The organism is Kitasatospora sp. P5_F3 (assembly GCF_054049135.1).
In genome coordinates this window covers 25,121-50,805 of sequence record NZ_JBFUMY010000009.1, presented here as the reverse complement: position 1 = coordinate 50,805, position 25,685 = coordinate 25,121, and the positions used below count along the sequence as shown (strand labels likewise).

At 71.4% G+C, this 25,685-nt stretch carries 22 protein-coding genes, 1 tRNA gene and 1 pseudogene; 9 read left to right on the top strand and 15 right to left on the bottom strand.

Going from position 1 to position 25,685, the window contains the following annotated elements; genetic code table 11:
• The first annotated feature begins 74 nt into the window (after positions 1-74).
• Positions 75-770 carry a ScbR family autoregulator-binding transcription factor gene (locus tag ACXJMZ_RS07280; protein ID WP_457029131.1) on the top strand — a complete coding sequence of 232 codons (696 nt, stop codon included), beginning with the start codon at positions 75-77 and terminating at the stop codon, positions 768-770.
• On the opposite strand, the gene ACXJMZ_RS07275 is transcribed toward ACXJMZ_RS07280, so the two are convergent.
• On the bottom strand, positions 707-1,690 hold the full coding sequence (locus tag ACXJMZ_RS07275) for an NAD-dependent epimerase/dehydratase family protein (RefSeq protein ID WP_457029130.1): 984 nt from the start codon (positions 1,688-1,690) through the stop codon (positions 707-709). The two genes, ACXJMZ_RS07280 and ACXJMZ_RS07275, sit on opposite strands and share 64 nt — an antisense overlap.
• A gap of 2 nt (positions 1,691-1,692) precedes the next feature.
• On the bottom strand, positions 1,693-2,622 hold the full coding sequence (locus ACXJMZ_RS07270; RefSeq protein WP_457029281.1) for a ScbA/BarX family gamma-butyrolactone biosynthesis protein: 930 nt from the start codon (positions 2,620-2,622) through the stop codon (positions 1,693-1,695).
• A 492-nt stretch (positions 2,623-3,114) separates the two neighbouring features.
• Here ACXJMZ_RS07270 and ACXJMZ_RS07265 point away from each other — a divergent pair, with 492 nt between their 5' ends.
• Positions 3,115-3,777 (top strand): ScbR family autoregulator-binding transcription factor, encoded by a 663-nt coding sequence (locus ACXJMZ_RS07265; protein ID WP_457029129.1) that lies wholly within the window; start codon positions 3,115-3,117, stop codon positions 3,775-3,777.
• 84 nt (positions 3,778-3,861) lie between these two features.
• Here the strand turns inward: ACXJMZ_RS07265 and ACXJMZ_RS07260 are convergent.
• The 8 genes and pseudogenes from ACXJMZ_RS07260 to ACXJMZ_RS07225 form a co-directional block, all read right to left on the bottom strand.
• Positions 3,862-4,338: pseudogene (locus ACXJMZ_RS07260) on the bottom strand (shikimate kinase); the annotation flags it as partial.
• A 1-nt stretch (position 4,339) separates the two neighbouring features.
• Complete coding sequence (locus tag ACXJMZ_RS07255; protein WP_457029128.1) at positions 4,340-6,319, bottom strand: anthranilate synthase family protein; 1,980 nt, start codon at positions 6,317-6,319, stop codon at positions 4,340-4,342.
• A gap of 51 nt (positions 6,320-6,370) precedes the next feature.
• Positions 6,371-7,006 carry an isochorismatase family protein gene (locus tag ACXJMZ_RS07250; protein WP_457029127.1) on the bottom strand — a complete coding sequence of 212 codons (636 nt, stop codon included), beginning with the start codon at positions 7,004-7,006 and terminating at the stop codon, positions 6,371-6,373.
• 119 nt (positions 7,007-7,125) lie between these two features.
• Positions 7,126-7,899, bottom strand: a complete 774-nt coding sequence (locus tag ACXJMZ_RS07245) for a 2,3-dihydro-2,3-dihydroxybenzoate dehydrogenase (protein ID WP_457029126.1) — start codon at positions 7,897-7,899, stop codon at positions 7,126-7,128.
• Between the two features lie 81 nt (positions 7,900-7,980).
• Positions 7,981-9,204 carry a 3-deoxy-7-phosphoheptulonate synthase gene (locus tag ACXJMZ_RS07240; RefSeq protein ID WP_457029125.1) on the bottom strand — a complete coding sequence of 408 codons (1,224 nt, stop codon included), beginning with the start codon at positions 9,202-9,204 and terminating at the stop codon, positions 7,981-7,983.
• 376 nt (positions 9,205-9,580) lie between these two features.
• On the bottom strand, positions 9,581-10,012 hold the full coding sequence (locus ACXJMZ_RS07235) for a transketolase-like TK C-terminal-containing protein (protein ID WP_457029124.1): 432 nt from the start codon (positions 10,010-10,012) through the stop codon (positions 9,581-9,583).
• Positions 10,013-10,132: 120 nt separating this feature from the next.
• Positions 10,133-10,220, bottom strand: a tRNA-Ser gene (locus ACXJMZ_RS07230).
• A gap of 73 nt (positions 10,221-10,293) precedes the next feature.
• Positions 10,294-11,931: a S1C family serine protease gene (locus ACXJMZ_RS07225; protein WP_457029123.1), complete on the bottom strand. Its 1,638-nt coding sequence runs from the start codon at positions 11,929-11,931 to the stop codon at positions 10,294-10,296.
• A gap of 343 nt (positions 11,932-12,274) precedes the next feature.
• Between ACXJMZ_RS07225 and ACXJMZ_RS07220 the strand changes: the two genes are divergently transcribed.
• The 4 genes from ACXJMZ_RS07220 to ACXJMZ_RS07205 all read left to right on the top strand — a co-directional run bounded on the left by ACXJMZ_RS07220 (position 12,275) and on the right by ACXJMZ_RS07205 (position 16,347).
• Positions 12,275-13,612: a purine-cytosine permease family protein gene (locus ACXJMZ_RS07220; RefSeq protein WP_457029122.1), complete on the top strand. Its 1,338-nt coding sequence runs from the start codon at positions 12,275-12,277 to the stop codon at positions 13,610-13,612.
• 85 nt (positions 13,613-13,697) lie between these two features.
• Entirely contained in the window at positions 13,698-14,507 is an 810-nt protein-coding gene (locus ACXJMZ_RS07215; protein ID WP_457029121.1) for a glycerophosphodiester phosphodiesterase, read from the top strand.
• A gap of 230 nt (positions 14,508-14,737) precedes the next feature.
• Entirely contained in the window at positions 14,738-15,256 is a 519-nt protein-coding gene (locus tag ACXJMZ_RS07210; RefSeq protein ID WP_457029280.1) for an ATP-binding protein, read from the top strand.
• Positions 15,257-15,333: 77 nt separating this feature from the next.
• The gene (locus tag ACXJMZ_RS07205; RefSeq protein WP_457029120.1) at positions 15,334-16,347 is read left to right on the top strand and encodes a DUF5926 family protein; all 1,014 of its coding nucleotides are present in this window, start codon (positions 15,334-15,336) and stop codon (positions 16,345-16,347) included.
• Positions 16,348-16,565: 218 nt separating this feature from the next.
• Here ACXJMZ_RS07205 and ACXJMZ_RS07200 read toward each other — a convergent pair whose 3' ends face one another.
• Complete coding sequence (locus ACXJMZ_RS07200) at positions 16,566-17,285, bottom strand: bifunctional DNA primase/polymerase (RefSeq protein ID WP_457029119.1); 720 nt, start codon at positions 17,283-17,285, stop codon at positions 16,566-16,568.
• Between the two features lie 496 nt (positions 17,286-17,781).
• Here ACXJMZ_RS07200 and ACXJMZ_RS07195 point away from each other — a divergent pair, with 496 nt between their 5' ends.
• Both ACXJMZ_RS07195 and ACXJMZ_RS07190 read left to right on the top strand, forming a co-directional pair.
• The gene (locus tag ACXJMZ_RS07195; RefSeq protein ID WP_457029118.1) at positions 17,782-19,131 is read left to right on the top strand and encodes a PP2C family protein-serine/threonine phosphatase; all 1,350 of its coding nucleotides are present in this window, start codon (positions 17,782-17,784) and stop codon (positions 19,129-19,131) included.
• A gap of 131 nt (positions 19,132-19,262) precedes the next feature.
• Complete coding sequence (locus tag ACXJMZ_RS07190; RefSeq protein WP_457029117.1) at positions 19,263-20,732, top strand: aminopeptidase P family protein; 1,470 nt, start codon at positions 19,263-19,265, stop codon at positions 20,730-20,732.
• On the opposite strand, the gene ACXJMZ_RS07185 is transcribed toward ACXJMZ_RS07190, so the two are convergent.
• The 3 genes from ACXJMZ_RS07185 to ACXJMZ_RS07175 all read right to left on the bottom strand — a co-directional run bounded on the left by ACXJMZ_RS07185 (position 20,725) and on the right by ACXJMZ_RS07175 (position 23,082).
• On the bottom strand, positions 20,725-22,107 hold the full coding sequence (locus tag ACXJMZ_RS07185; protein WP_457029116.1) for a hypothetical protein: 1,383 nt from the start codon (positions 22,105-22,107) through the stop codon (positions 20,725-20,727). The genes ACXJMZ_RS07190 and ACXJMZ_RS07185 overlap by 8 nt on opposite strands.
• Positions 22,104-22,772 carry a SigE family RNA polymerase sigma factor gene (locus ACXJMZ_RS07180; RefSeq protein WP_457029115.1) on the bottom strand — a complete coding sequence of 223 codons (669 nt, stop codon included), beginning with the start codon at positions 22,770-22,772 and terminating at the stop codon, positions 22,104-22,106. Before ACXJMZ_RS07180 ends, ACXJMZ_RS07185 begins: the two co-directional genes overlap by 4 nt.
• 109 nt (positions 22,773-22,881) lie before the next feature.
• Positions 22,882-23,082: a hypothetical protein gene (locus ACXJMZ_RS07175; RefSeq protein ID WP_057234287.1), complete on the bottom strand. Its 201-nt coding sequence runs from the start codon at positions 23,080-23,082 to the stop codon at positions 22,882-22,884.
• 716 nt (positions 23,083-23,798) lie between these two features.
• Between ACXJMZ_RS07175 and ACXJMZ_RS07170 the strand changes: the two genes are divergently transcribed.
• Complete coding sequence (locus ACXJMZ_RS07170; RefSeq protein WP_457029114.1) at positions 23,799-24,836, top strand: helix-turn-helix domain-containing protein; 1,038 nt, start codon at positions 23,799-23,801, stop codon at positions 24,834-24,836.
• Here the strand turns inward: ACXJMZ_RS07170 and ACXJMZ_RS07165 are convergent, their stop codons facing one another.
• Positions 24,837-25,607, bottom strand: a complete 771-nt coding sequence (locus tag ACXJMZ_RS07165) for a MerR family transcriptional regulator (protein ID WP_457029113.1) — start codon at positions 25,605-25,607, stop codon at positions 24,837-24,839.
• Positions 25,608-25,685 lie beyond the last annotated feature (78 nt).

Here is a 25,685-nt window from a genome sequence, read left to right as displayed (position 1 = left end):
AACCCACTCGAACAGTCGCCCCGGGCCGACTTCCACCGGCCCGGCGCCGACCGACTCCCCGAGGGAGACCATTGATGCCCCGTCAGGAACGGGCGCAGCGCACCCGCCAACTGCTCATCGAGGCCGCCTCAACCTCCTTCGACCAGGCGGGCTTCGCCATGACGGGGCTCAACGACGTCATCAGACCCACCGGTATCTCCAAAGGCGCGCTGTACTTCCACTTCGGCTCCAAGGAGCAGCTGGCCGAGGCCGTGATGGCCGAGTCCAGGGCCGGACTGCGCGAGGCGATCCGCTCCGCCCGGCACTCCAGCGACTGCCCGCTGCAGTATCTGATCGACCTGAGCCACGGTCTGGCCAGAAGACTGGCCGAGGACGTGGTGTTCCGGGCCGGGCTCCGGCTCACCGACGACGGGGCGCTCGCCGACGGCCTGCGGCCCAACCCGTACCCCGGCTGGGCCCTGATGATCGACCGGCTGCTGAGCCGGGCGGCGGCCCGCGAGGGTCTGCGGCCCGAGGTCAGTACGGGCGAGTGCGCGGCCCTGCTGGCGGCAACCGGCGCCGGTGTGGAGTCGCTGGCCAGGCGGGATCCGGACTGGCTCAGCTCCCACATGATCTCGCTGCTCTGGCAGGCCCTGCTGCCCGCCCTGACCACCCCCGAGCGGCTGGCCAGGCTGCGGATCGAGGCCGACCGCTCCGGCGCGCCGGGCTACCCGGCTGCTTCCACCGACACGCCCGACGGAAGCAGCAGTTCGCGGTACCACGGGACATGACCGGGGAACCGGGCCGCCAGGCCCGGGCCCGGGTCGCAGCCGGTACGCCGCCAGAGCCGGCTGCTCTCGTACCGGTGCTCCACCGCCATCAGTGACAGCCGTCGCCCCCATGGAGCGGACCCGACGCCCTCCAGCAGCCGTCGGGCCCGCTCCATGGTGATCTCGCCCGCGGGCAGCGGACGGCCCAGCGCCTCGCACACCAGGGTCGCCAACTCCCTGATGGTGATGGGCTCCGGGTGGCTCGCGTGGTAGATCAGACCGCCCGGCACCGGCCCCCAGGACTGCCTGGCCAGCGCCGCGATCGGCCGGGCCAGGTCCTCCACCGCGATGGCCGACATCCGGGCCCGGCCACCGTCGATCCAGTGCGGTACCCGGCCCAGCAGGTCCACCAGCGCCGGGACGACCCAGGTGTCACCCGTCCCGTAGACCAGGTGCGGCCTGATCACCACACCCCCCGCCGCGAGCACCGCCCGTTCGGCCGCCAGCCTGGTCCTGCTGGTCTCCGAACCAGGCACCAGATCGGGCTGATACTCCGTCAAGTTCCGGTGTGCGCCGTCCCGGTAGACCGCCGTGGTGCTGAGGTAGAGCACTCGCCGGACCCCCGCCCTGGCGGCTTCGGCGAGCAGTGCCTCGGTACCGCGTTCGTTCACCCGGCGAAGGGAGTCCGGGTCACCACCGATCTGTGACGCGAGATGGACAACCGTGTCCACACCTTCGCAGGCGCCGTACAGGGAGGCGGCGTCGGCGAGATTCCCGTGGAACGGTCGTACGGTGCCGAATTCGGCGGCAGAAAGGGACCGACGATGCGTCAGTACCCTGACCGGCTCTTCAGGTGTTGTTCCGGCGGCGAGCAGGGCGAGCACCCGACTTCCGATGAATCCGGTACCACCGGTGAGCAGTACACCTTTCGGCTGTTCCACTGTCAGCCGACTTTCTGGACCGAAAGGGATTCCTCCCGGGATTCCTCCCGAACTATCTGCCGGGTCATCAGCAGGCCGGTGGCCACCGACACCCCGTCCTGCTCAACGGTGACCCGGACACTCAGTTCACCGTTCGGACCGATCGGTCCCGGGAATGCCTTGACGAATACCGGGAGATGCAGCTCCGCGTAGCGGATGAAATTCGTGTCCATTTCGAACGGGGCGACCGCGGTCACTCCGGCGACACTGTTCGCCGCCTGCCGCATCGCCTCGACGATCACCATGCCCGGCACGTGGTCGACCGGGTGGTCGAACAGCACCGGGTGCCGACGGTCGGCCTGGAGCCGCCAGGTGTACCACTCGCCGGTCGGCACCAGCACCGAGTTGGCCTTGTCGTCCTGGTACTCGCCCTGCGGCGGCACCAGGTCGGGCAGCCGCTGGGCCAGCTGGGGCGCCCTGAGCCGGGCGTAGGTGTCGGGAGCCATGCAGTCCATCCGCAAGGTCCCCACCCCCAGCCGGGTGGCACCACGGTGGATCACCGTCTGGTACTGCATTCCGGCCATGATTCCCCGGCGGAAGCGGACGTCCTGGCAGGTCGCACTGATCGTCAGATTGGCCGGTGTCTGGCCGACCGCCATGGCGGTCGGCTCGGCCCGGTACGAGAGGCTCCAGAGCAGGAACGGGTAGTCCGTCGGAACTCCGTACCCGGCGTGCGAGATCAGCATGGCGGACTGCCTGATCGTCTCGGCCAGCAACAGTGGGTCATAGCATCCTGCGATGGGCCGATAGAAACTGTGCGCCCTCGGCCACTGGGCTCCCAGCAGAAACCGGTCCGCACCGGTCTGCCGCCATCCGGTGAGCATGACCTCGGATATCGAGGCCCGGTGCACAAAACGGCGTGGAACGGTCTGCTCGTGGAGTTCCGGATCCATTTGTTCCATGCCCGCCGACTGCGGCAGGCATCCGATTTCCGACAGCACTGACCCCATGTGCAATCTCCCCCAGGGATGGGTAATTGAGTCTGCCGCCCGATGGCAGGCGGACGCGCGACGGCAGTCGGATGCTGTCCGAACCGCCGGGTAACCTCGGTGCATGAGAACGTCGCGGATCCTACGGAGGGTGCGAGGCCCATTGGAGACCTGCTCCGTAGCCATTCATCGTGTGCACTGCCGCGCCAGGATAGGCTTTGGCAGCAGTCGTCGATCGACTCAGTCGTAGGTTCAGACGCAGTCGGTCGGCAGCGGCCCTGGAACGGGCCGCCCGGGCAAGTCGCATGCGAAGCAGATGGTTCGACCAGACAAGTAGTCCCGCCCTCCTCGGCCACTCACCGCGCCAAGCCCTGGTGCGGCGTCGCTCCAGGCAACGATAGAGTACCATCCGGTCGGTTTGTAGTGTGAGGGTGCGCACGAGAAAACAGGAGAACGATGGCTCAGCAGGCACGTGCAGTGCACACCCGGCAGCAGATCCTGAACGCTGCTGCCCAGGTCTTCGCCAAGCGGGGGTACGCGGCGGCCACGATGGCCGAGATCCTGACCGTCGCGGGTCTCACCAAGGGGGCGGTGTACTTCCACTTCGCGTCGAAGGAGGAGCTGGCCCTCGCGGTCACCGAAGCGCAGTCGCCCTGGCTGGAGGAGCTCGACCTCTCGGGCCCAGGCTTCCAGAGCGTCATCGACCTGACCATCGCCTACGCGCGCGCGCTGCAGAACGACCCGATCATCAGAGCCACCGTACGCCTGGTGATCGAACACGGAGCCTTCGACAAGCCCCAGATCGAGGCTTGGGAGGTGAACATCAACCTGGTCCGGGATCTGCTGCTGGCCGCTCAGGACGACCTGCTGCCGGGCGTGGACATCAGTGTGGCCGCGCCGACCATCACTTCGTCGTTCACCGGCATCCAGCTCACCTCACAGGTGCTGAGCGGCCGGGCCGACCTGCTGGAGCGGGTGGCCGGCTGGTGGGCGCTGCTGGTGCCCGGGCTGGTGAAGCCGGAGCTGATCCGCGGGCTCGAGCTCGGCGGCTCGGCCAAGACCACCGCCCACCTCACGCCCGAGCGGATCGCCCGCGCCTCGGTGCGCCGCCGCGCCTGACCGGACCGGTGGCCCGTTTGGTCGGACCGCGGCCGGCGCCAACCCCCGGGGCGAGGGCTGGTCCGCCAGCAGGGTGACGATCCGGGCCACCACCAGGTGGCTCCGGCCACCGGCCGGGACGGTCCAGGTGGCCAGCCGTCGGTAGATCGGGTTGCGGACCGCGAGCAGCGTACGCAGTCGGCCCTCCGGGTCGTCGGCGAGCAGCGGCCGGGTGGCGGCCGAGCCGATCCGGGCCGCCAACTGCTGTGGGGCGACCGCCAGATGGACCACCCGATGGCGCCCGAGCAGGCGCTGGGTGGACTCCTCCAGCACCGCTCCGCCGCCGAGCGCCAGCACTCCGGCGTGCCCGGCCAGGGCCCGGTGCACCGCCGTGCGCTCCCGGACCCGGAAGTGCGCCTCGCCCTCCTGCTCCAGGATCTGCCCGATACCGCACCCCGCCGAGCGCTCGATGTCGCGGTCGGTGTCCCGGAACCCGACCCCGAGGCACGCGGCGAGCGCCCGGCCGATGTGGGTCTTGCCCGAACCGGGTGGGCCGATCAGCACGACGACCGGACTGCTCATCTCAGGTCCCTGTGAACTCGAAGGCCGACAGCAGGGCGTACGGAAGTCCTGGTTCGGTGGCTGGCCGGGCGGGCCCTTCCAGCAGCGAGACCAGCGTCCCGATGATGATGTCGAGACCGTCCTGGCTGAGCACCGACTCCGGGTGGAACTGCATCGAGCGGAACCCCGGGCCGCGCAGCGCGTGGATCTCCCCGGTCGCCGGGTCACGGCTCACCTCGACGGTGCCGTACGGGAGTTCGACCACGTCCTGGTCCGCCCGCCCGGCGAAGGTGTTGTAGAAGCCGACCCGCTCGGCCCGGCCGAACAGGTCGATGGTCCTGGCCACCCCCTGGTTCGGCCGGGCCCGGCGGACCAGGTCGAAGCCGAGCACCGTGCTGAGCACCTGGTGACTCAGGCAGACCGAAAGGAACGGCCGTCCGGTGTCCAGTAGTTGACGAGTAGCCCGGTGCAGGTGGGCGATCTTGGGGTGGGTCAGGTCCTGCGGGTCCCCCGGGCCGGGGCCGAGCACCACCACGTCGTACCCGTCGAAGGAGTACGCCTGGTCGAACCGCCGTACCGTGACGGCGAGTCCGAGCGCCCGGAGCTGGTGGTCCCACATCGCGGTGAAGGTGTCCTCGGCGTCCAGCACCAGCACCCGGCGGCCGATCAGCTCCGGCACCGGGCGCGCTCGTTGCTCGGTGTCCGCCAGCCAGAACGGCGCCAGCCGGACGTTGCGCTGCCGCAGAGCGTCGAGTACATAGGGGTGTTCGGCGAACTCCGTCGGCGCGGCAGCCTGCTTCGGGGCCGGCTCCCTGGCGCCCAGGGCGGCCAGCAGACCGGCCACCTTGGCCGCCGTCTCGGCCACCTCGGACTCCGGCCTGGAGTCCCGGACCAGGGTGGCACCCACCCCGATGGTCAGCCGGCCGTTCGCCGAGATGTCGGCGGTGCGGATCAGGATCGAGGAGTCCATGGTGCGGCCGCCCTCGGCGTCCCGGCCGATCAGCGCGACCAGGCCGCTGTAGTAACCCCGGCCGCCCGGCTCGTACCGGCTGATCACCTTGGCCGCGCTCTCCAGCGGGCTGCCGGTGACGGTCGGCGCGAACAGCGTCTCGCGCAGGATCTCGCGCGGGTCGCGGGAGGTCTCGCCCTCGATGAAGTACTGGGTGTGCGCGAGCCTGGCCATCTCCAGCAGGTGCGGGCCGGTCACCCGGCCGCCCGCATCGGTGATCCGGGCCAGCATCTTGAGCTCTTCGTCCACCACCATGTAGAGCTCGTCCGCCTCCTTTGCATCGGCCAGGAAGGAGAGCACGCCGGGCAGCGTGGGGCCGGACTCGGGGTAGCGGTAGGTGCCGCTGATCGGGTTCATCACCGCGACCCCGCCGGAGAGACTGAGGTGCCGTTCGGGGGTGGCACCGACGAAGGTCCGGATACCGGTGCGGATGACGAACGTCCAGTACGCGCCGCGCTCCCGCTCCAGCAGACGGCGGAAGAAGGTCAGCGCGGCGGCCGGGGTGTAGTCGGAGATGTCCGCGACGAAGGCGCGGCGGATCACGAAGTTGGCGCCCTCGCCGTTGCCGATCTCGTTGGCCAGGATGCGGCGCACCACGTCGGCGTACGCCGGGTCGTCGATGTCGTACCGGCCGTCGACCAACTCGATGTCCAGATCCGGCAGTTGGTGGAGCAGCTCGGCCAACGGCACGGAGCCCTGCTCGCGCACGCCGAGCGCGAGCAGCGGAGCCCCGTCGTCGGCGACCGCGAAGCCGCGCTCGGCGATCTGCCGGTACGGGACCACCGCGAGCACCTCGTGCTCGTCCCGGCCGGTCGCCGTCCGGTCGGCCGCCAGCGGGATGTCGGCCAGCCGGGCCAGCTCGGTCACCGTGCCGGCGAGCACGTCCACCCGGTCCGGCGAACCGGCCACCGGGCGGTACAGCAGCGCGAACTCGGGCTGCTGCCCGGCCAGGATCCGGCCCAGCAGCGCCGCACCGACCGGACACTCCGTCATATTCCGTTCCTCCAGCGGTAGTTGTCGGGATTCGTTCGTGGTGGTCCTGGCTCAGTCGAGATCGGTGAGCACGGTCTTGGTGGTCACCGCCATCCCGCAGCGTTCGGCCACGTACGTCAGCGCCAGCCGGTGGTACTCGAGGGTGAAGTCGGCGATCGCGTCACCGACCAGGAAGGGCTGGATGTCGTGGGTGTAGGCGTCCAAGCTGGTGGCCAGCACCCCGACGTGCGCGTACACCCCGCAGACGATCAGCTGGTCCCGGCCCTGCTCGCGCAGTGACTCCAGCAGCCGGGTGCGGTGGAAGGCGCTGTAGCGCCACTTGGTCAGCACCAGGTCGCCCTCGGCCGGCCCGATCGGCTCGACCACCTGCCGGTCCTCGGGCGAGGGGGTCATCCCCGGACCCCAGAAGTCGGCCAGCAGGCCGCGCTGTTCGGGTGTCATGCCGCCCGGCTGCGCGGTGTAGGCGACCGGGATCGCCAGCTCGGCGGCGCGCTGCCGGAGCAGCGTCACGTTGGCCACCAGCTCGGTGACCGGGGACTCGCCGGCCGGGAAGGGCTTGAGGAAGTACCGCTGCATGTCGTGGATCAGCAGCACGGCCCGCTGCGGATCGACCGTCCAGCGGGCGGTGTTCTCCGGCAGGTCGCCCTGCTGGGGCATCGGGTAAGGGCTGATGGTCGGGATGGCCATGCCGGAGGTCCTCTCAACTCTCGTGTCATGGTGCTTAGTTGCCGACGGGCTGGTGGGGCAGCCCGTCGCGGGGGTGACCGAGCGGTGGGGCACCCGGCCGGGGGTCAGTGGCCGCGGGGTCAGTGGCCGAGCGCCGCGCCGCCGTCGACGGTGAGGTCGTGCATGGTGATGTGGGCGGCCTGGTCCGAGAGCAGGAACAGCACCGCGTCGGCGATGTGCGAGGGCTGGGCGATCCGGCCGAGCGGGATGCCGACCCGGTAGGCCGAGGCCACCCCGTCGATCGATGCCTGGGCGGCACTCTCGTCCTCCCAGAGGGCGGACAGCATCGGGGTGTCGGTCGAGCCCGGCGCCACCACGTTGCAGCGGATGCCGAACTTCGACACCTCCAGGCCGAGGCACTTGGTGAACATGGTGGCCGCCGCCTTCGAGGCCGCGTATGCCGACATGTCGACCCGGGCGGTACCGGCCGCGTTGGACGCCACCGTGACGATCGCACCCCGCCGTCCGCCGGCCACCATCCGGTTGACCACCGCCCGGGAGATGAAGAAGACCCCGGTGGTGTTCACCGCGAAGGTGGCGGACCAGTCCTGGTCGGTCAGATCCTTGGCCGCGCCGAGCCGGAGCACCCCGGCGCCGTTGACCAGGTAGTCGATACCGCCGAGCTGCTGCTCGACGGCCTCGACCACGGCCTCCACCTCGGCGCTGTCCGTCACGTCGGCCGGGAACGCCTCCGCCCGGCCGCCTTCGTTGCGCAGTTCCTTGGCAAGCGCCGCCAGACGGTCACCGTCGCGGTCGACCAGGGCCACCGTGACGCCACGTTCGGAGAGCGCGCGCACCACGGCCCCGCCGATTCCGCCCGCCGCCCCGGTGACCAGCGCGACCCTGTTTTCCATTCCATGGACACTCATAGCGACCCCAAAGACCGAGGATGATCGACCGCTGCCGGTCGGTAATGACTGATCCGCTGGGGCCGTTCAGCCCCGCCAGGCCGCCGCGACCTCAAGAGCCTGCTCCGGATTCAACCGGGGGTCGCAGAAGCTGGTGTACTTGTCGCCGACGTGCGCCAACCCGTGTTCGTTCGAGGCGCATTCGGTGACGTGGTCCGGTGTGGCCTCCAAGTGCAGACCGCCCGGCACCGCGCCGACACTCAGCAGGGCGAGCTGGAACCGGCGCACCTCGTGCACCACCGTCTCGACCAGCCGGGTCTTCAGGCCGCCGGGCCCGTTCACCGTGTTGCCGTGCATCGGGTCGGTCAGCCAGACCACCGGGTGACCGGCCGCCTTGACCGCCGCGGCCAGCGCGGGCAGCCGGTCCGCGACCTGGTCGGCGCCCATCCGGGCGATCAGGGTGAGGCGGCCCGCCTCCCGGCACGGGTCGAGCTTCGCGCAGAGCGTCAGCAGGTCCTGGACGCTCATGTCCGGGCCGACCTTGCACGCCACCGGGTTGGCCACCGAGGCGAGCAGCGCCACATGGGCACCGTCCAACTGGCGGGTCCGGTCGCCGATCCAGGGCAGGTGGGTGGAGGCCAGGTAGACCCGGCCCCCGTCGGTGCGGCGCAGCAGCGGCACCTCGTAGTCGAGCAGCAGCGCCTCGTGGCTGGTCCACACCGGGGCACCGGCCACCGGGAGTCCGGCGGTCGAGCGGGCCCGCAGTGCGGCGAAGGCGGTGGCCGCCGCGTCGTAGCCGCTCAGCAGCCGGTTCGGATCCGGTCGGCGCAGCTCCGGGTCGGGCTCCGGACTGTTCACCATATGCCCCCGGTAGACCGGGAGTTCGACCCCGTTGACGGTCTCGGTCGGGCGGGACCGCGGCTTGCCGAACTGCCCGGCCAGCCGGCCGATCCGGACCACCGGACGCAGGGTGTTCATCGAGACCACCCCGGCCAGCGCGTCCAACAGGCCGACCTTGCGGGCCACATAGCCCGGCTCGCACTCGGCCGGGTCCTCCGCGCAGTCCCCCGCCTGGACCACCTGGAGCCGGCCGGCGGCCACCTCGGCGAGCAGTGCGCGCAGCTCGATGAGCTCCGCGAAGCGGACCAGCCCGGGCCGGTCGGCCAGCTCACCGGTGACCTCGGCCAGCAGCCCCTGGTCCGGCCAGGACGGCTGCTGCTGGGCCGGGAGTGCCTTCCAGTAGTCGAGTTCGCTCTCCGACAACGGCGGACCGGCCCCGGCCGATCGTGCCGCGATGACGTCGTTACTCACTCAGAACCTCCGTGGTCGTTCATTCCTCAGCTGCCCGGGAAGTGCGGCTGCGAATACCGCCGCTGTGTTCTCGAACCGGCGCGGAGGGCAACCTTTCATGAGTCTGAGCAGCACAAACTACGAGGTCAACGGCGTGTTTGAAACTCCGTCAGGTGCCGGACACTGTGTCATTGAATACCATCCGGTTTGGTTGTTTTCGAAATGATGGCAGCCCGGATCGAATTCCCCGACCGACCGATTCCGACACAGTCCGGTGAATTTGTCGTCAGGTTGCCGTCGAGGTGGCACCGGGTGTCACCGCGCGCCGGGCACGAGCACGACGAAGCGCCGCCCGGACCTGCCGGACGGCGCTGCGCGGAACGGGGGTGACCGAGGGTCAGGCGGCTCGCTCGCGGGCCTTCGCCAGACTCCGACGGGCCTGGGCGGCGACCCGCTCGGGCGTGAAGCCGAGCTGCTCGTACAGCGTCCGGTACGGCGCGGTCAGCCCGGACCGGTCCAGACCGACCACCACCCCGGCCTCGCCGGCCAACGCGTACCAGCCGAGCGCGGAACCCGCCCCGACCGACACCCGGGCCGCAACTCCCCTGGGCAGCACGGCATCCCGGTACTCGACCGGCTGCCGCTCGAAACACTCGGCGCTGGTCATCGCCACCACCCGGGTGGCGATCGCGTCGGCCTCCAGGATCTCCCGGGCCCGCAGCGCCACCGGCACCTCGTGCCCGGCCGCCAGCAGGATCACCTCCGGCACCCCGCCGGCCGCCTCGACCAGCACGTACCCGCCTCGGCTCTCTCCCCGGATCTCCAGCACGTGGGCGGTCCTCTCCGGGCGGCGGCGGGCATCGACGTACCAACCGACTCTCCGCGCAACACCCCTGACGGTCAATCAGCCCGCCCCGACCAGCAGTGCTGGTCGGGGGCCGTGCTCCGGCGGAGAGTGTGGGATTTGAACCCACGGTGACGGGTTACGCCACGACAGTTTTCAAGACTGGTCCCTTAGGCCGCTCGGGCAACTCTCCAGGCGGAGGTCAGCCTAACGGGTCCGGTGGGGTTCCGTGCACACCCTTTTGCCGGTGGGGTCACCGGTGTGGGTCAGTTGTCGCCCTTGCGTTCGCCGAGGGTGACGGTGGTCTTGGCGGCCTTGCCGTCGCGGGTGTACTCGACCTCGACCTTGTCGCCGGGCTTGTACGTCCAGATCTCGCTGACCAGGGTCGGGCCGCTGTCGATGACGTGGCCGCCGAGCTTGGTGATCACGTCACCGGCCTTGAGACCGGCCTGGTCGGCGGGGCCGCCTGCGGTGACGGCGGGGGTCTCGCCGACCGCGGAGCTGCGGATCTGCGCGCCGTCGCCCTTGTACTCGTCGTTGCGCAGCACCCCGAGGATCGCGTACACCGGCGTGCCGCTCTTGATCAGGTCGCCCGCGACCCGCTTGGCCTGGTTGATCGGGATGGCGAAGCCGAGGCCGATCGAGCCGGCCCGGCCGTTGCTGCTGCTGTTGGACTGGATCGCCGAGTTGATGCCGATCACGGCGCCCGAGGCGTCCAGCAGCGGACCGCCGGAGTTGCCCGGGTTGATCGACGCGTCGGTCTGCAGCGCGTTCATGTAGGAGGACTGGGCGCCGGTCTCGTCGCCGGAGGCCACCGGGCGGTCCTTGGCACTGATGATGCCGGTGGTGACGGTGCCCTCCAGGCCGTACGGGGCGCCGATCGCGATGGTGGCGTCGCCGACCGCGACCTTGTCGGAGTCCCCGAGCGGGAGCGGGACGAGCTTGTCCTTCGGCGGGTTGTCGAGCTTGATCACGGCCACGTCGTAGCCCTGCGCCCGGCCGACCACCGAGGCCGGGTAGGACGAACCGTCGGAGAACTTGACGGTCAGCTTGCCGCCGCTGGCCGCCGGGGCGACCACGTGGTTGTTGGTGAGGATGTGGCCCTCGGTGTCGAAGACGAACCCGGTGCCGGTGCCGGACTCCTGCGAGCCCTGCGCCTTGATGGTGACCACGCTCGGCAGTGCCTTGCCGGCGATGCCCGCGACCGACTCCGGCGGGCGGGTGACCGCCTGCTTGTTCTCGCTGGCCTGGACGGTGGTGCTGGTGCCACGGCCTGACGAGGAGTTGGATCCGCCGTCCCGGTCGGTCACCGAGACGCCGATCGCGCCACCGGCCAGACCGGCCACCAGGGCGACGGCCGCGACCAGCGCGATCAGCCCGCCGCGCTTGCGGCCGGGCGCCGGGGCGGCACCCGGGTACTGGGGGTAGCCCGGCAGGCCGGGGCCGCCGGGACCGTCGATGCCGCCGGGCGGGGTGGCCCAGCTGCCGAGCGGGGTGCCCGCGCCGAACGGGTGGTGCGGCGGCTCGGCGCCCGGCTGGGCCGGTTGGGCGGACTGGGCCGGCTGAACCGGCGGCAGCTCGGCCGCGGCGACCGGCGGCAGCTCGGCGGCAGCAGGAGCCGGAGCCGGAGCCGGAGCCGCGTACGGGTTACCGGCCTGGGCCGGCGGCGGCGCGTCCAGGTAGGTGGGCGCGGGCGGCAGCACCGGCGGCGGCGCGTCCACGTAGGACGGCGCGGCCGGCGGGGTCACCTTGCCGAAGGACAGCGTCGGCTCGGCGGCCGGCGGGGCTGCCGGAGCAGCGGGGGCATCGGCCGACACCGTCTCAGCCGGACCCACCACCCCCTGACCCGTGGAGGTGCGCTCCTCCTCGGGCCCGGTGGACCCACTCGCGTGCTCGGTGCTCACGGACGAACCTCCATAGCTGACAGGACCTTGGTCCACAGTTTTTCGTATGCGTGATTCGGTTGCCGTATGGGGCCCGGTGAAGAACTCTTAAGAATCCTTACCTGTTCCCGACACAACCCCCGAGGGGTCCGCTTCGTCCCGCGATCCGGACGGCCACCCACTCGCCTTGGTGTTCGAGCGCCCGGCCGCTAGCCTGGCGCTCCAAACTGACACGCGGGAGCTTGGACCGTCCAGGCTGAGAGTGCGCGGAACGACCGTACGCCATGCAGATGCTGGCTCTACGGCGAGGGAGCGCAGACCGCTCGAACCTGTCCGGGTAATGCCGGCGTAGGGAGCTTCGGCCATGACGGCTGTTTCGCCTGCCCCTGTCCAGGAACCGACCGCACGCGCCGAGGCGCCGCTCGTTCTGGACACCGCACCTCCTCGCACCCTCGACTTCCGGGCGCTGTTCTCGCTCTGGGCCAACCTCGGGGTCAGCCTGATCGGTTTCACCCTCGCGGCCACCGTGGTCGGGGCCAAGGGCTCGGAGCTCTCACTGGCCGCCGCGATCACCGCCATCGTGGCGGGCACCGTGATCGGCACCGCGATGCTCGGCGTCACCGCCCTGATCGGCGCCCGCACCGGCGCACCCGCCATGACGGTGCTGCGCGGCCTGTTCGGCACCCGGCTGTCGTACGTGCCCAGCGTGCTGAACATCGCCCAGTGCATCGGCTGGGGCGTCTACGAGCTGCTGGTGATCGCGACCGGCGCCCAGGAGGTGGTCGGCTCGCAGGGCTGGCACTGGCTGTTCGTGGTGCTGGCCGGTGCGCTGACCACGGTGCTGACCATCTGGCCGCTCGGCTCGATCGCGGTGCTGCGCAAGTACGTGACGATCGCCGTCGGCATCGCGATGGTGTACTTCACCGTCCAGCTGGTCCGCCAGGGCGTGCCCAACCCGGGCGCGGGCAACTGGACCGGCTTCCTCACCGCCACCGACGCGGTCATCGCGGTCTCGATCTCCTTCGTCCCGCTGGCCGCCGACTACACCCGGCACGCCCGCACCGCCGGTTCGGCGTTCTGGGCCACCTTCTCCGGCTACACGCTGGCCCAGGTCTGGTGCTACCTGCTGGGCGCCGTGGCACTGCTGCAGTCGGACGGCGACCCGAGCCGGATCCTCTCCTCCTTCACCGGAGTGGCCGCGGGCTGGGTCTTCCTGCTGGTGCTGGTGGTCCGGGAGACCGACCAGTCCTTCGCCAACGTGTACTCGACCGCGATGTCGATCCAGAACCTGCTGCCGAAGGTCGACCGCCGGCTGCTGACCGGCGGGATCGGCGCGCTGGTGACCGGGCTGGCGCTGCTGACCGACCAGTTCACCGACTCGTACTTCGCCTTCCTGGGCCTGATCGGCTCGGTCTTCGTGCCGATGTTCGCCGTGCTGGCGGCCGACTACTTCCTCGGCTCCGGCCGACGCGGCTGGAACCTGGCCGAGGACGCCCCGGCCCGCTGGCTGATGCTGCTGCCGTGGGCGCTCGGCTTCGCGACCTACCAGTTCATCGCCCCGACCGCGATCGACGGCTGGAGCGGCTTCTGGCACGACCTGCAGTCCGCGGTCGGCTTCGAGGCGCAGCCGTGGACCTCCGCCTCGCTGCTCAGCTTCCTGGTCGCGGCGCTCGCCACCCTGGCGGTACAGCCGCGCAAGTAGCGCACCGGCCGCCGCCCGGGAACTTCACCCGGAGTTTCCCGTGGCGGCGGCCGCCGGCCGTCCGCTGCCTCGTAGGGTTACCGGTGTGGATACCCGGAACCAGCCGTTGACCAGCCAGGACGCCCCGGACCGCAGCGCCGTCAAGGTGATCGCGCACCGCGGTTCCTCGGACGCCCGTGCCGAGCACACCCTCGCGGCGTACGCGCTCGCCGTGGCGGAGGGCGCCGACGGCCTGGAGGCCGACATCCGGCTGACCGCCGACGGACAGCTGGTCTGTGTGCACGACCGGACGGTGCGCCGGACCTCGGACGGCAAGGGCGCGGTCTCCGCCCTGACGCTGGCTCAGCTGAACGAGCTCGACTTCGGTTCCTGGAAGGACCCGGCGGCGCCCGAGCCCAGCCCGGTGCTGACGCTGGCCCAGCTGTTCGAGCTGGTCGCGGACGCCGGGCGGCGGGTGGAGCTGGCGATCGAGACCAAGCACCCGACCCGGTACGCGGGGCGCATTGAGGCCGAACTGCTCCGACTGCTGACCCGGTACGGACTGCTTCCGGACAGTCGGGAGAAGTCCGCGGTGCGCGTCATGAGCTTCTCCGAGCTCTCCCTGCACCGGATCCGCCGGGCCGCGCCCGCCGTCCCGACGGTCTATCTGTTCGACCGCAGGCTGCCGCTGCTCGGCCGGACCAAGGCGCTGCCGGGCGGCGCCCGGATCGCCGGCCCCGGCATTGACCTGGTCCGGTCCGATCCCGGTCTGGTGCGCGCGCTGCGGCGGGCCGGGCACTCGGTGCACGTCTGGACCGTGGACGAGGCCGCCGATGTCGAACTCTGCCTGGAACTCGGTGTGGAGGCGATCATCACCAATCGGCCGCGCGCCGTGCTGACACAACTCGGCCGATAAACGCCCCGCGCGAGGGGCGTGAACGGGCGTGAACTCCGGCGTGAAGTACCGGGAGTGGCCAATTCCTGCCGTTTGGACAACGGTCCGTGAGCAGGTAATCACCATTTGCGTACCGTGAGTTGCGCTGCCCGTTAATGTCCCGCTGCGATCGCCGGATGCCCGTTTCCGACCCATTACCAAGGGGCATCCATCCCTCGGCGAATGCTGAAGGAGGTCCGGGGGTGGCGTTGATGATGGCACAAGAGGTGCCGACTTCATCGACCATGGCGGTGCCGCACGGGCCCGCCGGTGTCGGAGCGGCACGACGCCGACTGCGCCGTGATCTGGGCGATCACGAGGTCGCCGAGACGGTGATCGACGACGCGGTCCTGATCCTGTCCGAATTGCTCAGCAACTCCTGCCGGTACGCCCGGCCGCTGGGCCGGCTGGCCGACCTCAAGGACGACGCACCGGCCCCGGTGCCGGCCCCCGTCCTGGTCGGCGTACGGTCCGGCGAGGACGGCGAACCCGGCGGGGTGACGGTGCGTTGGCAGCTGTCCGGGCACGGGCAGCTGACCCTGGAGGTGACCGACGGCGGCGCGACGACCAGGCCGATGCCGGCCCGGCCCTCGCTCAGCTCGCGCGGCGGCCGGGGTCTGACCATCGTCGGCCGGCTGGCGGACGACTGGGGCGTACGGGACGCACCCGGGCAGGTGACGGTCTGGGCCGAGCTCCCGCTCCAGCCGGAGCACGACGCGCAGAGCGCCTGAGCGACGCCCCGGAAGGGGGGTGTCCGGCCGGACCTGACCGGTCCGCCCGGAAAGCTCAGTAGGCTGCCCGGGCAAGCATGTCGCCGTACCGGGAGAGCCGCACCATGGCCAAGAAGGCCGCGAAGAAGTCGCCGCAGAACCGTCCGTCCACCGCCGTGACCTCGGGTGAGATCCCCGTGGTCGGGGCCCGCGAGGACTGCCCGTGCGGTTCCGGCCGCCGGTACAAGGCCTGCCACGGGCGCGAGGCCGCGCACGCGGTCCAGGAGCTGGTCCACCGCCCGTTCGAGGGCCTGCCCGGCGAGGCCGACTGGGTCGCGCTGCGCGAGCTGGTCCCCGCCGCCACCGTCCCGCTCACCCTGGCCAAGGGCGTCGCCGACGGCGCCACCGGCCCGGTCCCCTCGGTGACGCTGGCCACCGTGCTGCCGCTGGCCTGGCCCGCGCTGCGCCGCCAGGACGGCTCGATCCTGCTCGGCCTGCAGACCCAGTCCGCCTCCGGCGACCTGAGCCGCGACCTGGCGGACGCCCTGGAGCTGGCCCTGGCCACCGAGCCCGGCAGCCCCGTACCCGCCCGCCGGACCGTCCCCGGCGGCCGCCGCCTGCAGGAACTGCTGGACCTGGAGGCCGAGTTCGTCCCGGCCGTGCACACCGGCTTCGAGTTCTGGCTGGAGGAGGCGGAGACCGCCACCGGCGACGTGGCCGCCTCGCTGGAGCAGGCCAACGCGGCCGCCATCCCGACCGAGAAGATCAGCAGCGTGCCGTCCGCGTACTGGTGCGCCGCGCCGGACAAGAACCACCTGCGCTGGGCCATGACCGTGCCGGAGGAGCAGCTGCTGAACGCGCTGGCCAAGCTGACCGCCGCCGAGCAGTCCTCGCTCGGCGCGGACACCCGCCTGGTCGGCTCGTTCCGCGCGCACGGTGTGACCGTGCCGGTCTGGGACCTGCCGCAGAGCATGACCGCCGCCGACTGCGAGGCGCCCGCCGCCGAGTTCGCCGAGCGACTGGCCGCCACGCTGAAGGACGAGACCCCGCTCACCGCCGAGCAGCGCCGGGTCCGGGGCCACCTGGTGAGCCGTCAGGTGACGCTCAACTGAGGCCGTTCCTGCGGCCTTTCCCGCGGCCTTCCAGCCGGAATGTGACTCGCATCACATTTTCGGACCGGAGGGAAAACCGCCAGGTGACAGAGTGTGCGGACAAATTGGCGCGCACTCGGATCTTTGTTACCATTTAAACAGTCCGGTCGCTGGTGCATCCCCCGTCGCCAGCGGCCGGATCTTCTTTTCCGGTACGGGAATTGAGCGCGCGCCGTGGTTCAGCCGGCCAGCCTGCTCCCGCCCGCCGCGGCCGTACTCGCCGCGATCAGCGCACTCAGCAGACCGCCCACCTCGGGCAGCCACGGCCGGCCGCCGACCGGTGGCCTGACCCAGCGCACGGTGCCCTCCGCCGTCCGGCTGGGCGGCAGGAGCAGGTAGCCGTCCGGACCGTGATAGCGCATCACCCCCGGCACCCACGGCTGTTCGGCCAGCAGCTCCCCCAACTCGGCCAGCGTGTACGGCGCCACCAGCAGCACGTAGCGGTCCTGGGCCAGCAGCACCGGGCCGACCGGCACGTCCAGCACCTCGAGGTACTCCAGCGCCCGGGCGCCCGCGTCGGCCGGCAGGCTGACCGCGCTGACCGTCCGTCCGGTGGCCACCAGCACCGAGGCGTCCGGCGAGCGCTCGGCCCACCACCAGCCCACCATCCGGGAGTCGGTGGTGGCGGCCGGCAGCGGCGGCTCGTACGGATGGGCACCTGGCATGGGGCAGCCCGGATCCTCGCAGGAGCAAGGCCCGAGCAGGCCCGGCACCGCGTACGCGCCGGGCAGCACCGGCCAGCCGTACCCGGCGGCGGTCTGCGCCGCCGTCAGCAGGGCCGCCCTGACCCGGCGCCGGCTGCCGGGCCAGCGCAGCCAGAGCGGCCTGGCGGGCGTGCTGTTCCTGCTGTTCCTACCGTGCGCCTTGCTCCGGTTCAGACGGGGACGCGTCCATGGCATCTGCGCTCGTTCCTTTCCGCGACCGTGGGGCTCGGGCAGTCGGACCGTCGACCGCGGCGGCGCCCTGGGTGCGTGGGAGGCACCGCTGTGCGGACGGTTCGGCGGGATGACCGGAACGACGGGGAGGGCTGAGGGCCTGGAGCGGACGGCCCCCGGAACGAGAATCCCGCATGCGACCAGATGGACGCCTGTCGGAGACGGCTGGTTCCACCGTACGGGTGAGTGAGTTCCGGCCTGATGGGGCGGCGGATCCCCGAACCATACGATCCGGACGGCGGACTGACGGAGCGTCGGGACACCTGCGCGCTCCCGGAACGGCGGAACCGCCCCCTCCGGCCACCGCGGTACCGGCCGTCCGGCCTGGTCCTGATTCTGGACATGCCCCGATCGGCCTGTGTACAAGTGGTGGATTAATGCCGAGTAGTGACATAGGAATCGTTTTTGGGCGGTCCTGGTGGTTCTGCGTGACACATACCACTGTGTGGGGAGTTGGGACATGACCGACGCCAAGCCTCTGGCGGCGACCGCCACGGTGCTGCCTGACCTCGGCTTCCTGGCCATCAGCGAGACGGCCGGTCTGCAGGACCGGCTGGCCGGACAGCTGTCCGACCTCACCGTCCTGCAGGAGCACACCGAGCTGCTCGCCCAGGCCCGCGGTCTGGCCGACACCCTGGCGGCCGTACTGGCCTCCGGCGCCGCCCTGCTCGGGGCCCGCCGAGGGCTGATCACCACCACCGCCCGGGGCACCGGGCGCCCGGTCGGCCTCAACCTGGACCGGTCCGAACTCGGCGCGCTGGAGACCGTCCCGGCCGAGCACGGCCCGTTCTCGGGGCTGCTCAGCCACCCCGCCGAGCCGGGCCGGCTCCTGATCACCGACCTGGCCACCGACCCGGCGGCCGGGCCGAGGTTCCGTCAGGTGGCCGAGCAGCTCGGCCTGGGCGCCTGCTACGCCGTCCCGCTCGGCACCGATCTGGACGGCCCGCTCGGCGCCGTGGTCTGGTTCTACGACGAACCCGTCGAGCCCGACCCCGGCCGCTGCCTGCTGGTGCACCGGTACTGCGAGTTCGCCGCCCCGCTGCTGGCCAAGCAGCTGGTCTCGGACCGGGCCGAGCAGCAGGCCGAGGCACTCCGCCGGGGCCTGCTGCCCGACCGGCTGCCGGTCTCCCCCGGCCTGCGGCTGGCCGCCCGCTGCGTACCGGCCGCGCTGGAGCGCTCGGCCGGCAGCGACTGGTACGACGCGATCGCGCTGCCCGACGGCACCTTCGGACTCACCGTCGGCAGCGTCTCCGGCGACGGCCCCGGAGCCGGACCGGCCTCCGCCCCCGGCGCGGCCGCCGCGATGGGCCGGGTCCGGGCCGCGCTGCGGGCGTATGCGGTGCTGGAGGGCGAGGACCCGGTCTCGGTGCTCGGTGACCTGGAGCTGCTGCTCAAGACCACCGAGCCGAACCGTTCGGCCACCGCGCTGTACGCCTGGGTGCAGCCCGAGGAGCGCCGGATCACGCTGGCCGGGGCCGGGCACTGCCCGCCGATCCTGGTGACCCGGTACGGCGCCAACTTCGTCGAGACCTCGCTCTCCGCCCCGCTCGGCATGCTCAGCTGCTGGGAGGCCCCGGGCGTGGAGCTCGACGCCGAGCGCGGGGACCTGCTGGTGCTCTACACCGAGGGCCTGGCCCGCCGCTGCGGCCCCACCCTGCACGCGGGCCAGAACGCCCTGCGCCGGGCCGCCGCCGACGCCCCGCGCGAGCTGCGGCAGGACCCGGACCGACTGCTCGGCCACCTGCTGGCCGCCGCCCCGGTGGGTGACGGCACCGACGACCTGGTCCTGCTCGCGGCCCGCTTCGACTGAGACCCTCCGGTGACTGCTCCCGGCCCGATCAACCGTTCGGGCGGGGGTCCGTACCATGGGGCTACGGCCGCCCCACGTGCGTCGCGATCCGACGCGCCCAGGGCGGAACCACTCGCAAGGAGGCGACGTACGTGACCGAGGACCGTAGCCCGGCGGCAGCCGAGAACCCCGAGGGTGCCGCAGGCGGTGACGAGACCGAGGAGCAGCCCATCAAGGGCCGCAAGAACGGGCTGTACGGAGAGGTCTCCGATGAGCTGGCCACCTCGATGAAGTCCGGCTGGGCCGACACCGAGCTGCGCGGCCTGGAGCCGGTCGCCCAGGCCTCGTACGCGGCCGAGCGCCGGGCCAGGCTCTCCGCCGCCTTCCCCGGCGAGCGCCTGGTGATCCCGGCGGGCAACCTGCGCACCCGGGCGAACGACACCGAGTACTCGTTCCGCGCCGCCAGCGAGTACGTCCACCTGACCGGTGACCAGACCGAGGACGCCGTGCTGGTGGCCGAACCGGTCGACGGCGGCCACGAGTTCAGCCTCTACCTGCTGCCGCGGTCGAACCGCGAGAACGGCGAGTTCTGGCTGGACGGCAACGGCGAGCTCTGGGTCGGCCGACGCAACAGCCTGACCGAGGCCGAGCAGCTGCTCGGCCTGCCCTGCCGGGACGTCCGCAAGGCCGCCGAGGAGCTGGCGGCCGCGACCGCCGCACCCACCCGGATCGTGCGCACGTACGACGCCGGCCTGGAGGGCGCGCTGGCCGAGGTGCTGGACGAGGACCGGGACGAGGAGCTCAAGGTCTTCCTGAGCGGCCTGCGGCTGGTCAAGGACGACTGGGAGATCACCCAGCTGCGCGCCGCCTGCGACGCCACCGTCAACGGATTCACCGACGTGGTAAGGGAGTTGGGCCAGGCCGTGGCCACCTCCGAGCGCTGGATCGAGGGCACCTTCTGGCGCCGCGCCCGGGTCGAGGGCAACGACATCGGCTACGGCTCGATCTGCGCCGCCGGCCCGCACGCCACCACCCTGCACTGGGTCCGCAACGACGGCGACGTCCGCCCGGGCGAGCTGCTGCTGCTGGACGCGGGCGTGGAGACGCACACCCTCTACACCGCCGACGTCACCCGCACCCTGCCGATCAACGGCCGCTTCAACGCGCTCCAGCGCAAGATCTACGAAGCCGTCTACGACGCCCAGGAGGCGGGCATCGCCGCCGTCAAGCCCGGCGGCCGGTTCCGCGACTTCCACGACGCCTCGCAGCGCGTGCTGGCCGAACGCCTGCTCGCCTGGGGCCTGTTGGACGCCTCGGTGTACGACGTCGAGAAGGTGCTCGAGCTCGGCCTGCAGCGCCGCTGGACCCTGCACGGCACCGGCCACATGCTCGGCCTGGACGTGCACGACTGCGCGCAGGCCCGCCGCGAGAGCTACGTGGACGCGCTGCTGGAGCCCGGCATGTGCCTCACCGTCGAGCCCGGCCTGTACTTCCAGCTGGACGACCTCACCGTCCCCGAGGAGTACCGCGGCATCGGCGTCCGGATCGAGGACGACATCCTGGTCACCGCCGACGGCAACGCCGGGGGGGGGGCCCCCCCCCTCCGTTGCCTGGCTACTTGACCCGGTGGATCGGCATGGCGTACTGCACGGTGCCGACCGAGGTGAAGGCGTCCCCAGTGAACGGCAGATAGGCCGCGCCTGTGATGCCGAAACCTCCCATCCGGTCCTTGGTGGTGAGCTTCATTCGGTAAGTGATCGTGCGGCTCTGGCCGGGCGCCAACGCGAACGCGGCGGCCTTGCCGGTACCGGCGTAGTCCATACCGCCTCCTATCCTGAGCGAGGGGAGCTTGGTCCAGACGCTGCCGTCCTTGCGCTCCATCGTGCCTTCCGGCTCCTGGGTGACATCGAACGGGCCGCCCACCCCATTTCTCGGCGCTTCACCGACCACCACCGGCTCCACGGAGCGGTAGGAGGTGGAGCTGACGTTGTAGAAGGTGACCGGGAAGGTGACGATCTCGGTGTCGCCCTCCCGGACCGCGGTCTCCTGACCGAAGGTCACCTTGACGTCGCTGCTGTGCCCCTGCTTCAGGGGATCGGTGTGCTTGCTCAGGTCGAGGCTCTGCACGATCGACTCCAGGTCGTCCTGGTAGTCGCTGCGCAGACCGTTGGCGGCCACGAAGACCTGTTCTTTGTGGAAGCCCCACATCTGGGCGGTGAACCGCTCGTTCGCGTTGCAGGCCACCTGCCACTCGGTCTTGTTCCCGTAGTGACCGTCGACCGCCAGGGTCGTCCGCTTCGGCTCTCCCAGGCGCTTGTACCCCTCGCCTTCAGGGAAGCGCGGGTTCCCCCACACCGAGCAGTACGGCTGGCTGGACCAGCCGGCGGGAGAGTCCAGGAACTGCTCGATCGGCCAGGTCGCGTTCTCCAGCTCCGCAGCACTGTTCCAGACGACGATCTCCACGCCGTACGGAACGCAGGCCCCGAATCCCTTCGCCGGGATCGCCGACTCCGGTGTGTCGGGGGTGAATACGCAGACCCGGATGCTGTCCGCACCGGAGCTCTCGGTCACCGTCCGCCAGCCCGCCGGCACGTCGAACGTGACGTTGCGGAAGGTGTACGAGGTCGCGGCCGGTGCGCTCGGGGTCGTCTCCGGGGAGGTCGACGGCGAGGCGGAGGCGCTCGGCGAGGGGGACGGCGAGGGGGACTCCTCCGGCGTCGGCGAAGCGCTCAGGCTCGCCGCCGGTGGCGGGTCCTGGTGACTCGCGGTCGGGCTGCCGGCCAGCGTGAAGTACCCCGCCACGGAGGCCGCCAGGCCGAACATCGCCACGGCGGTGACCACCTGCACCGGCCTCAGCCGGCGCAGGCGCCGGCTCGGCGGATCGGCCGGGCGGAGGTCGTGCGCCCCGATGGCGGAGGCCCGGGCCGACAGGGCCTCGCGGAGCAGTCGCTCGGTCGGCGACTCGACGCCGCCGGTGCCGTGGTTCTTCTCGCTCATCGGGTCTTCTCCAGCTGCTTCTCCAGGGCGTCCAGGGCCCGGCTGGCGGTGGACTTCACGGCGCCCCGGGACAGGCCCAGGGTCTCGGCGATCTGCGCCTCGGACATGTCGGACCAGTAGCGCAGCACCAGCACCTCACGCTGACGCGTGGTCAGCTCCTGCAGGGCGACCAGCACTCGCCGGTGCTCGTCGTTGAGCACCGCGTGCTCCTCCGCCGATGCCGCGTCGGCCTCGTGCGGCGGCACGTACTCCCGGGCCGTCTTCCGTCGCCGCAGCACCGAGCGGGCGCCGTTCACCACCGAAGTACGCAGGTACCCCAGCGCGTTGTCCAGATCGCCCAGGTCCTCCCCGTGCCGCTGGTACAGCGCCGTGAACGCCTCCTGCACGACGTCCTCGGCCACGTCCTGACGGTCGACCAGCAGCACCGCCATCCGCACCAGACTCAACCGCTGCGCATGGTAGAGCTCGGTCAGCGTCGGCCTGCTCTCGTCGGCCGGGCGGCCGCCGCGCAGCAACCGGAAGCCCGAACGCTTCGCCTCCCCGCGCGGCTGGTCGAGGTCGGTGGGCTCCGCAACGGCCTCCGCCCCGAACAGGAGTCGCCAGACCCCCCTGAGCGCACCACCCCCGGAATGTCCGGGCTGCAGCAGGCCGATCGCGATGGACATACGTGTTCCACTCTCCCCCAGGACGGCACCCGGCAAGGGGGCCGCTTTCCGTCAAATTCCACTGTCATGCTCTTTGACCAGCGCGATTGTTCCATCACGCCGAAACCCACTAGGCGTTGGAGCACCCGGGCGCGGAGGGCGGTACGGGTGCGGGGCGCACCGGCCTCAGCCGGCCGAGCCGGCGGCGCGGCGGCGCCACCGGAGCGAGGTCGTGCACGCCGATCGCCCCGGCACGGGCCGCCAGCGCCTCGCGGAGCAGCCGCTCGGTCGGTGCCCCGGTGCCGTCGGTGTCGCTGTTCTTCTGACTCATCGGGCCTTCTCCAACCAGGGTCCCGGCGTTCCGCGCCTCGGACGCATCCGATCAGGGCCGCGGCCTGGGTTCCTGACGCCGCACCAACTCCGGTGGCTCGAACGGCCCCTGGCGTTCGGGTTCAGAACTTCTTGGCGACGCTGGGGTGTGCGTCGCCGACGGCACCGACGGTGTACTCCAGCCCGGCGTTCACCGCGGTGAGCCGGCCGCCGGCGGAACCGCGACCGCGAGTCGCCGGCCGCGCCGGGTCCAGTTGGTCGCGACGGCGGCGTTCTTCTCAATTCGTCTGATATCGGTCGCAGGCATGACGCAGGTCCCCCAAGGAGCCGCAGAAGTCCGGTAGTTGGTGAGAGCTGCCGGGCTCGGCGCCTCCCGGCTCCCCTGGCTCTCAACCTGATAGACGTGCATCCCCCGGGGAGGTTGCAGGTCGGTTCAGAACATTTTTCGGCGTCCCGATCCGAGGCGTCCCCGATCAGCAGACCAGACCCAGCCCGGCCGGCAGTTCGGCCACCCGCTCCCGCTCGGGGGAGAGCGCCGGGATCTCGGTGACGGGGGAAGTGACGGCGGTGGCGGTGAGAGTGGTCATGTCCTGGCTCCGGTCGGTCGGTTGTGCTCGCCGGCTGACGACTCCATCCTGCGATCCGGGCATCGGGAGCCGACGGTGGCGCACACGACTACACTCGCCAAGATCCCGCCAGCCCGACCAGGAGTGCCCGATGGCCGCCCAGCCGCCCGCCCACCCCGTCGCCGTCAGCATCGGCCCCCGCCCCGAGCCGGTGCACACCATCGCGGTGTACGCCTTCGACGGCATGGCCCCGTTCGAACTCGGCGTGGTGGTCGAGGTGTTCGCACTCGCCCGGCCGGAGCTGACCGGCCTGCTGGCCACCCCCTGGTACGGCCTGAAGGTCTGCGCCGACCGCCCGGACACCCCGCTGAACGCGGTCGGCGGCTTCTCGATCACCGCCCACCACGGTCTGGACGAGCTGGCCGCCGCCGACACGGTGATCGTGGTCGCCGTCCCGAACACCTTCAGCGGCGAGGTCTCCCCCGGCCTGGTCGCCGCGCTGCGCACCGCGCACGAGCGCGGCGCCCGGATCGTCTCGATCTGCTCCGGCGCGTTCGCCCTCGCGGCGGCCGGCCTGCTGGACGGCCGGGAGGCCACCACCCACTGGCGGTACGCCGAACTCCTCCAGCAGCGCTACCCGTTGGTCAAGGTCAACCCCGACGTGCTGTACGTCGACCACGGTTCGGTGCTGACCAGTGCGGGCAGCGCGGCGGGCATCGACCTCTGCCTTCACCTGGTGCGCAGCGACCACGGCGCCAAGGTCGCCAACACGGTGGCCCGCCGCTTCGTCGTCCCGCCGCACCGGGCCGGTGGGCAGGCCCAGTTCATCGAAGCCGCCGTCCGCCCGGTCGAGGAGGAGGACGACGGCATCGCCCGCTCCATGCAGTGGGCCCTGGACCAGCTCGCGGAGCCACTGACCGTCACTCAACTCGCCCATGCGGCACGGATGTCCGACCGTTCGTACCTGCGGCACTTCACCGCCCGCAACGGCACCAGCCCGATGCGCTGGGTGATCACCCAGCGGATCGCCGCCAGCCTCCCGCTGCTGGAGGACCCGGAGGGCACGGTGGAGGAGATCGCCACGGCGGTCGGCTTCGAGTCCGCCGCCACCTTCCGGCATCACTTCGGGCGGACCATGAGGACCTCACCGACCGCGTACCGGCGGGCCTTCGGCCGCGGAGTGGCCTGATCAACTCCCCTCGTACGCCTCCGCGTTGGCGATGATCGCGGCGTGCAGCCAGTGGGCCAGGCCGGGGGCGATCCGCTCGTAGGTGGCGGTGAACCGCTCGTCGGCGAGGTACATCTCGGCCAGGCCGCGGTGGATGGCGTACCCGCAGTCGTAGTAGGCGTCGGTGATCTGCTGCCGGTGGGCCTCGGCCAGCGCCATCCCCTCCGCGCTGTCGGGGGCGATCCCCGCAGTGAGGGCGGCGGCGTACCGGGCGTTGAGCGCGTCGCCCTCGGCCTTGATCCGCGCCCAGTCCGCCTTGGTGTAGCGGCCGGTGCGGCGCCTGGACTGCTGCCACGCGTCCGACTCGCCGTACTGCTGCTCGGCCTCGGCCTCCCAGCTCTCCTGGTAGTCCCGGCCGAAGACCTCGAACTTCTCCTCCGGGGTCAGCTGAATGCCCATCGTGCTCGCCTCCATGGCGTGTTCGACTGCCGCGGCCAGTTCCTGGAGGTGGCTGATCCGCGCGTGCAGCAGTTCGTGCTGCCGGCGCAGGTGCTCGGTCGGGCTGACCGTGCCGTCGTCCAGGATGGCCGCGATCTCCTCGAGGGAGAAGCCGAGTTCGCGGTAGAACAGAATCTGCTGCAGCCGGTCCAGGTCGGTGTCCCGATAACGGCGGTAGCCCGCCGGGGTCCGGCCGCCGGGTGACAGCAGTCCGATCTCGTCGTAGTGGTGCAGGGTCCGTACCGTCACCTTGGCGATCGTGGCGACCTGACCGACCGAGAGATCCTTGCTCATCCGGTTGCTCCCTCCTTGCCGACCCCGACTCTGCCGCCTCACGTCGCGTGAGGGTCAAGCCCGCGCCGGGCGCACGCC

What these genes read in the sequence shown, in the direction of transcription:
- ACXJMZ_RS07280 (WP_457029131.1), top strand. Translation starts at nt 75, where the DNA reads ATGCCCCGTCAGGAACGGGCGCAGCGCACCCGCCAACTGCTCATCGAG.
- ACXJMZ_RS07270 (WP_457029281.1), bottom strand. Translation starts at nt 2,622, where the DNA reads ATGGATCCGGAACTCCACGAGCAGACCGTTCCACGCCGTTTTGTGCAC.
- ACXJMZ_RS07265 (WP_457029129.1), top strand. Translation starts at nt 3,115, where the DNA reads ATGGCTCAGCAGGCACGTGCAGTGCACACCCGGCAGCAGATCCTGAAC.
- ACXJMZ_RS07255 (WP_457029128.1), bottom strand. Translation starts at nt 6,319, where the DNA reads ATGACGGAGTGTCCGGTCGGTGCGGCGCTGCTGGGCCGGATCCTGGCC.
- ACXJMZ_RS07250 (WP_457029127.1), bottom strand. Translation starts at nt 7,006, where the DNA reads ATGGCCATCCCGACCATCAGCCCTTACCCGATGCCCCAGCAGGGCGAC.
- ACXJMZ_RS07245 (WP_457029126.1), bottom strand. Translation starts at nt 7,899, where the DNA reads ATGGAAAACAGGGTCGCGCTGGTCACCGGGGCGGCGGGCGGAATCGGC.
- ACXJMZ_RS07220 (WP_457029122.1), top strand. Translation starts at nt 12,275, where the DNA reads ATGACGGCTGTTTCGCCTGCCCCTGTCCAGGAACCGACCGCACGCGCC.
- ACXJMZ_RS07210 (WP_457029280.1), top strand. Translation starts at nt 14,738, where the DNA reads ATGATGGCACAAGAGGTGCCGACTTCATCGACCATGGCGGTGCCGCAC.
- ACXJMZ_RS07205 (WP_457029120.1), top strand. Translation starts at nt 15,334, where the DNA reads ATGTCGCCGTACCGGGAGAGCCGCACCATGGCCAAGAAGGCCGCGAAG.
- ACXJMZ_RS07200 (WP_457029119.1), bottom strand. Translation starts at nt 17,285, where the DNA reads ATGCCATGGACGCGTCCCCGTCTGAACCGGAGCAAGGCGCACGGTAGG.
- ACXJMZ_RS07195 (WP_457029118.1), top strand. Translation starts at nt 17,782, where the DNA reads ATGACCGACGCCAAGCCTCTGGCGGCGACCGCCACGGTGCTGCCTGAC.
- ACXJMZ_RS07185 (WP_457029116.1), bottom strand. Translation starts at nt 22,107, where the DNA reads ATGAGCGAGAAGAACCACGGCACCGGCGGCGTCGAGTCGCCGACCGAG.
- ACXJMZ_RS07180 (WP_457029115.1), bottom strand. Translation starts at nt 22,772, where the DNA reads ATGTCCATCGCGATCGGCCTGCTGCAGCCCGGACATTCCGGGGGTGGT.
- ACXJMZ_RS07175 (WP_057234287.1), bottom strand. Translation starts at nt 23,082, where the DNA reads ATGAGTCAGAAGAACAGCGACACCGACGGCACCGGGGCACCGACCGAG.
- ACXJMZ_RS07170 (WP_457029114.1), top strand. Translation starts at nt 23,799, where the DNA reads ATGGCCGCCCAGCCGCCCGCCCACCCCGTCGCCGTCAGCATCGGCCCC.
- ACXJMZ_RS07165 (WP_457029113.1), bottom strand. Translation starts at nt 25,607, where the DNA reads ATGAGCAAGGATCTCTCGGTCGGTCAGGTCGCCACGATCGCCAAGGTG.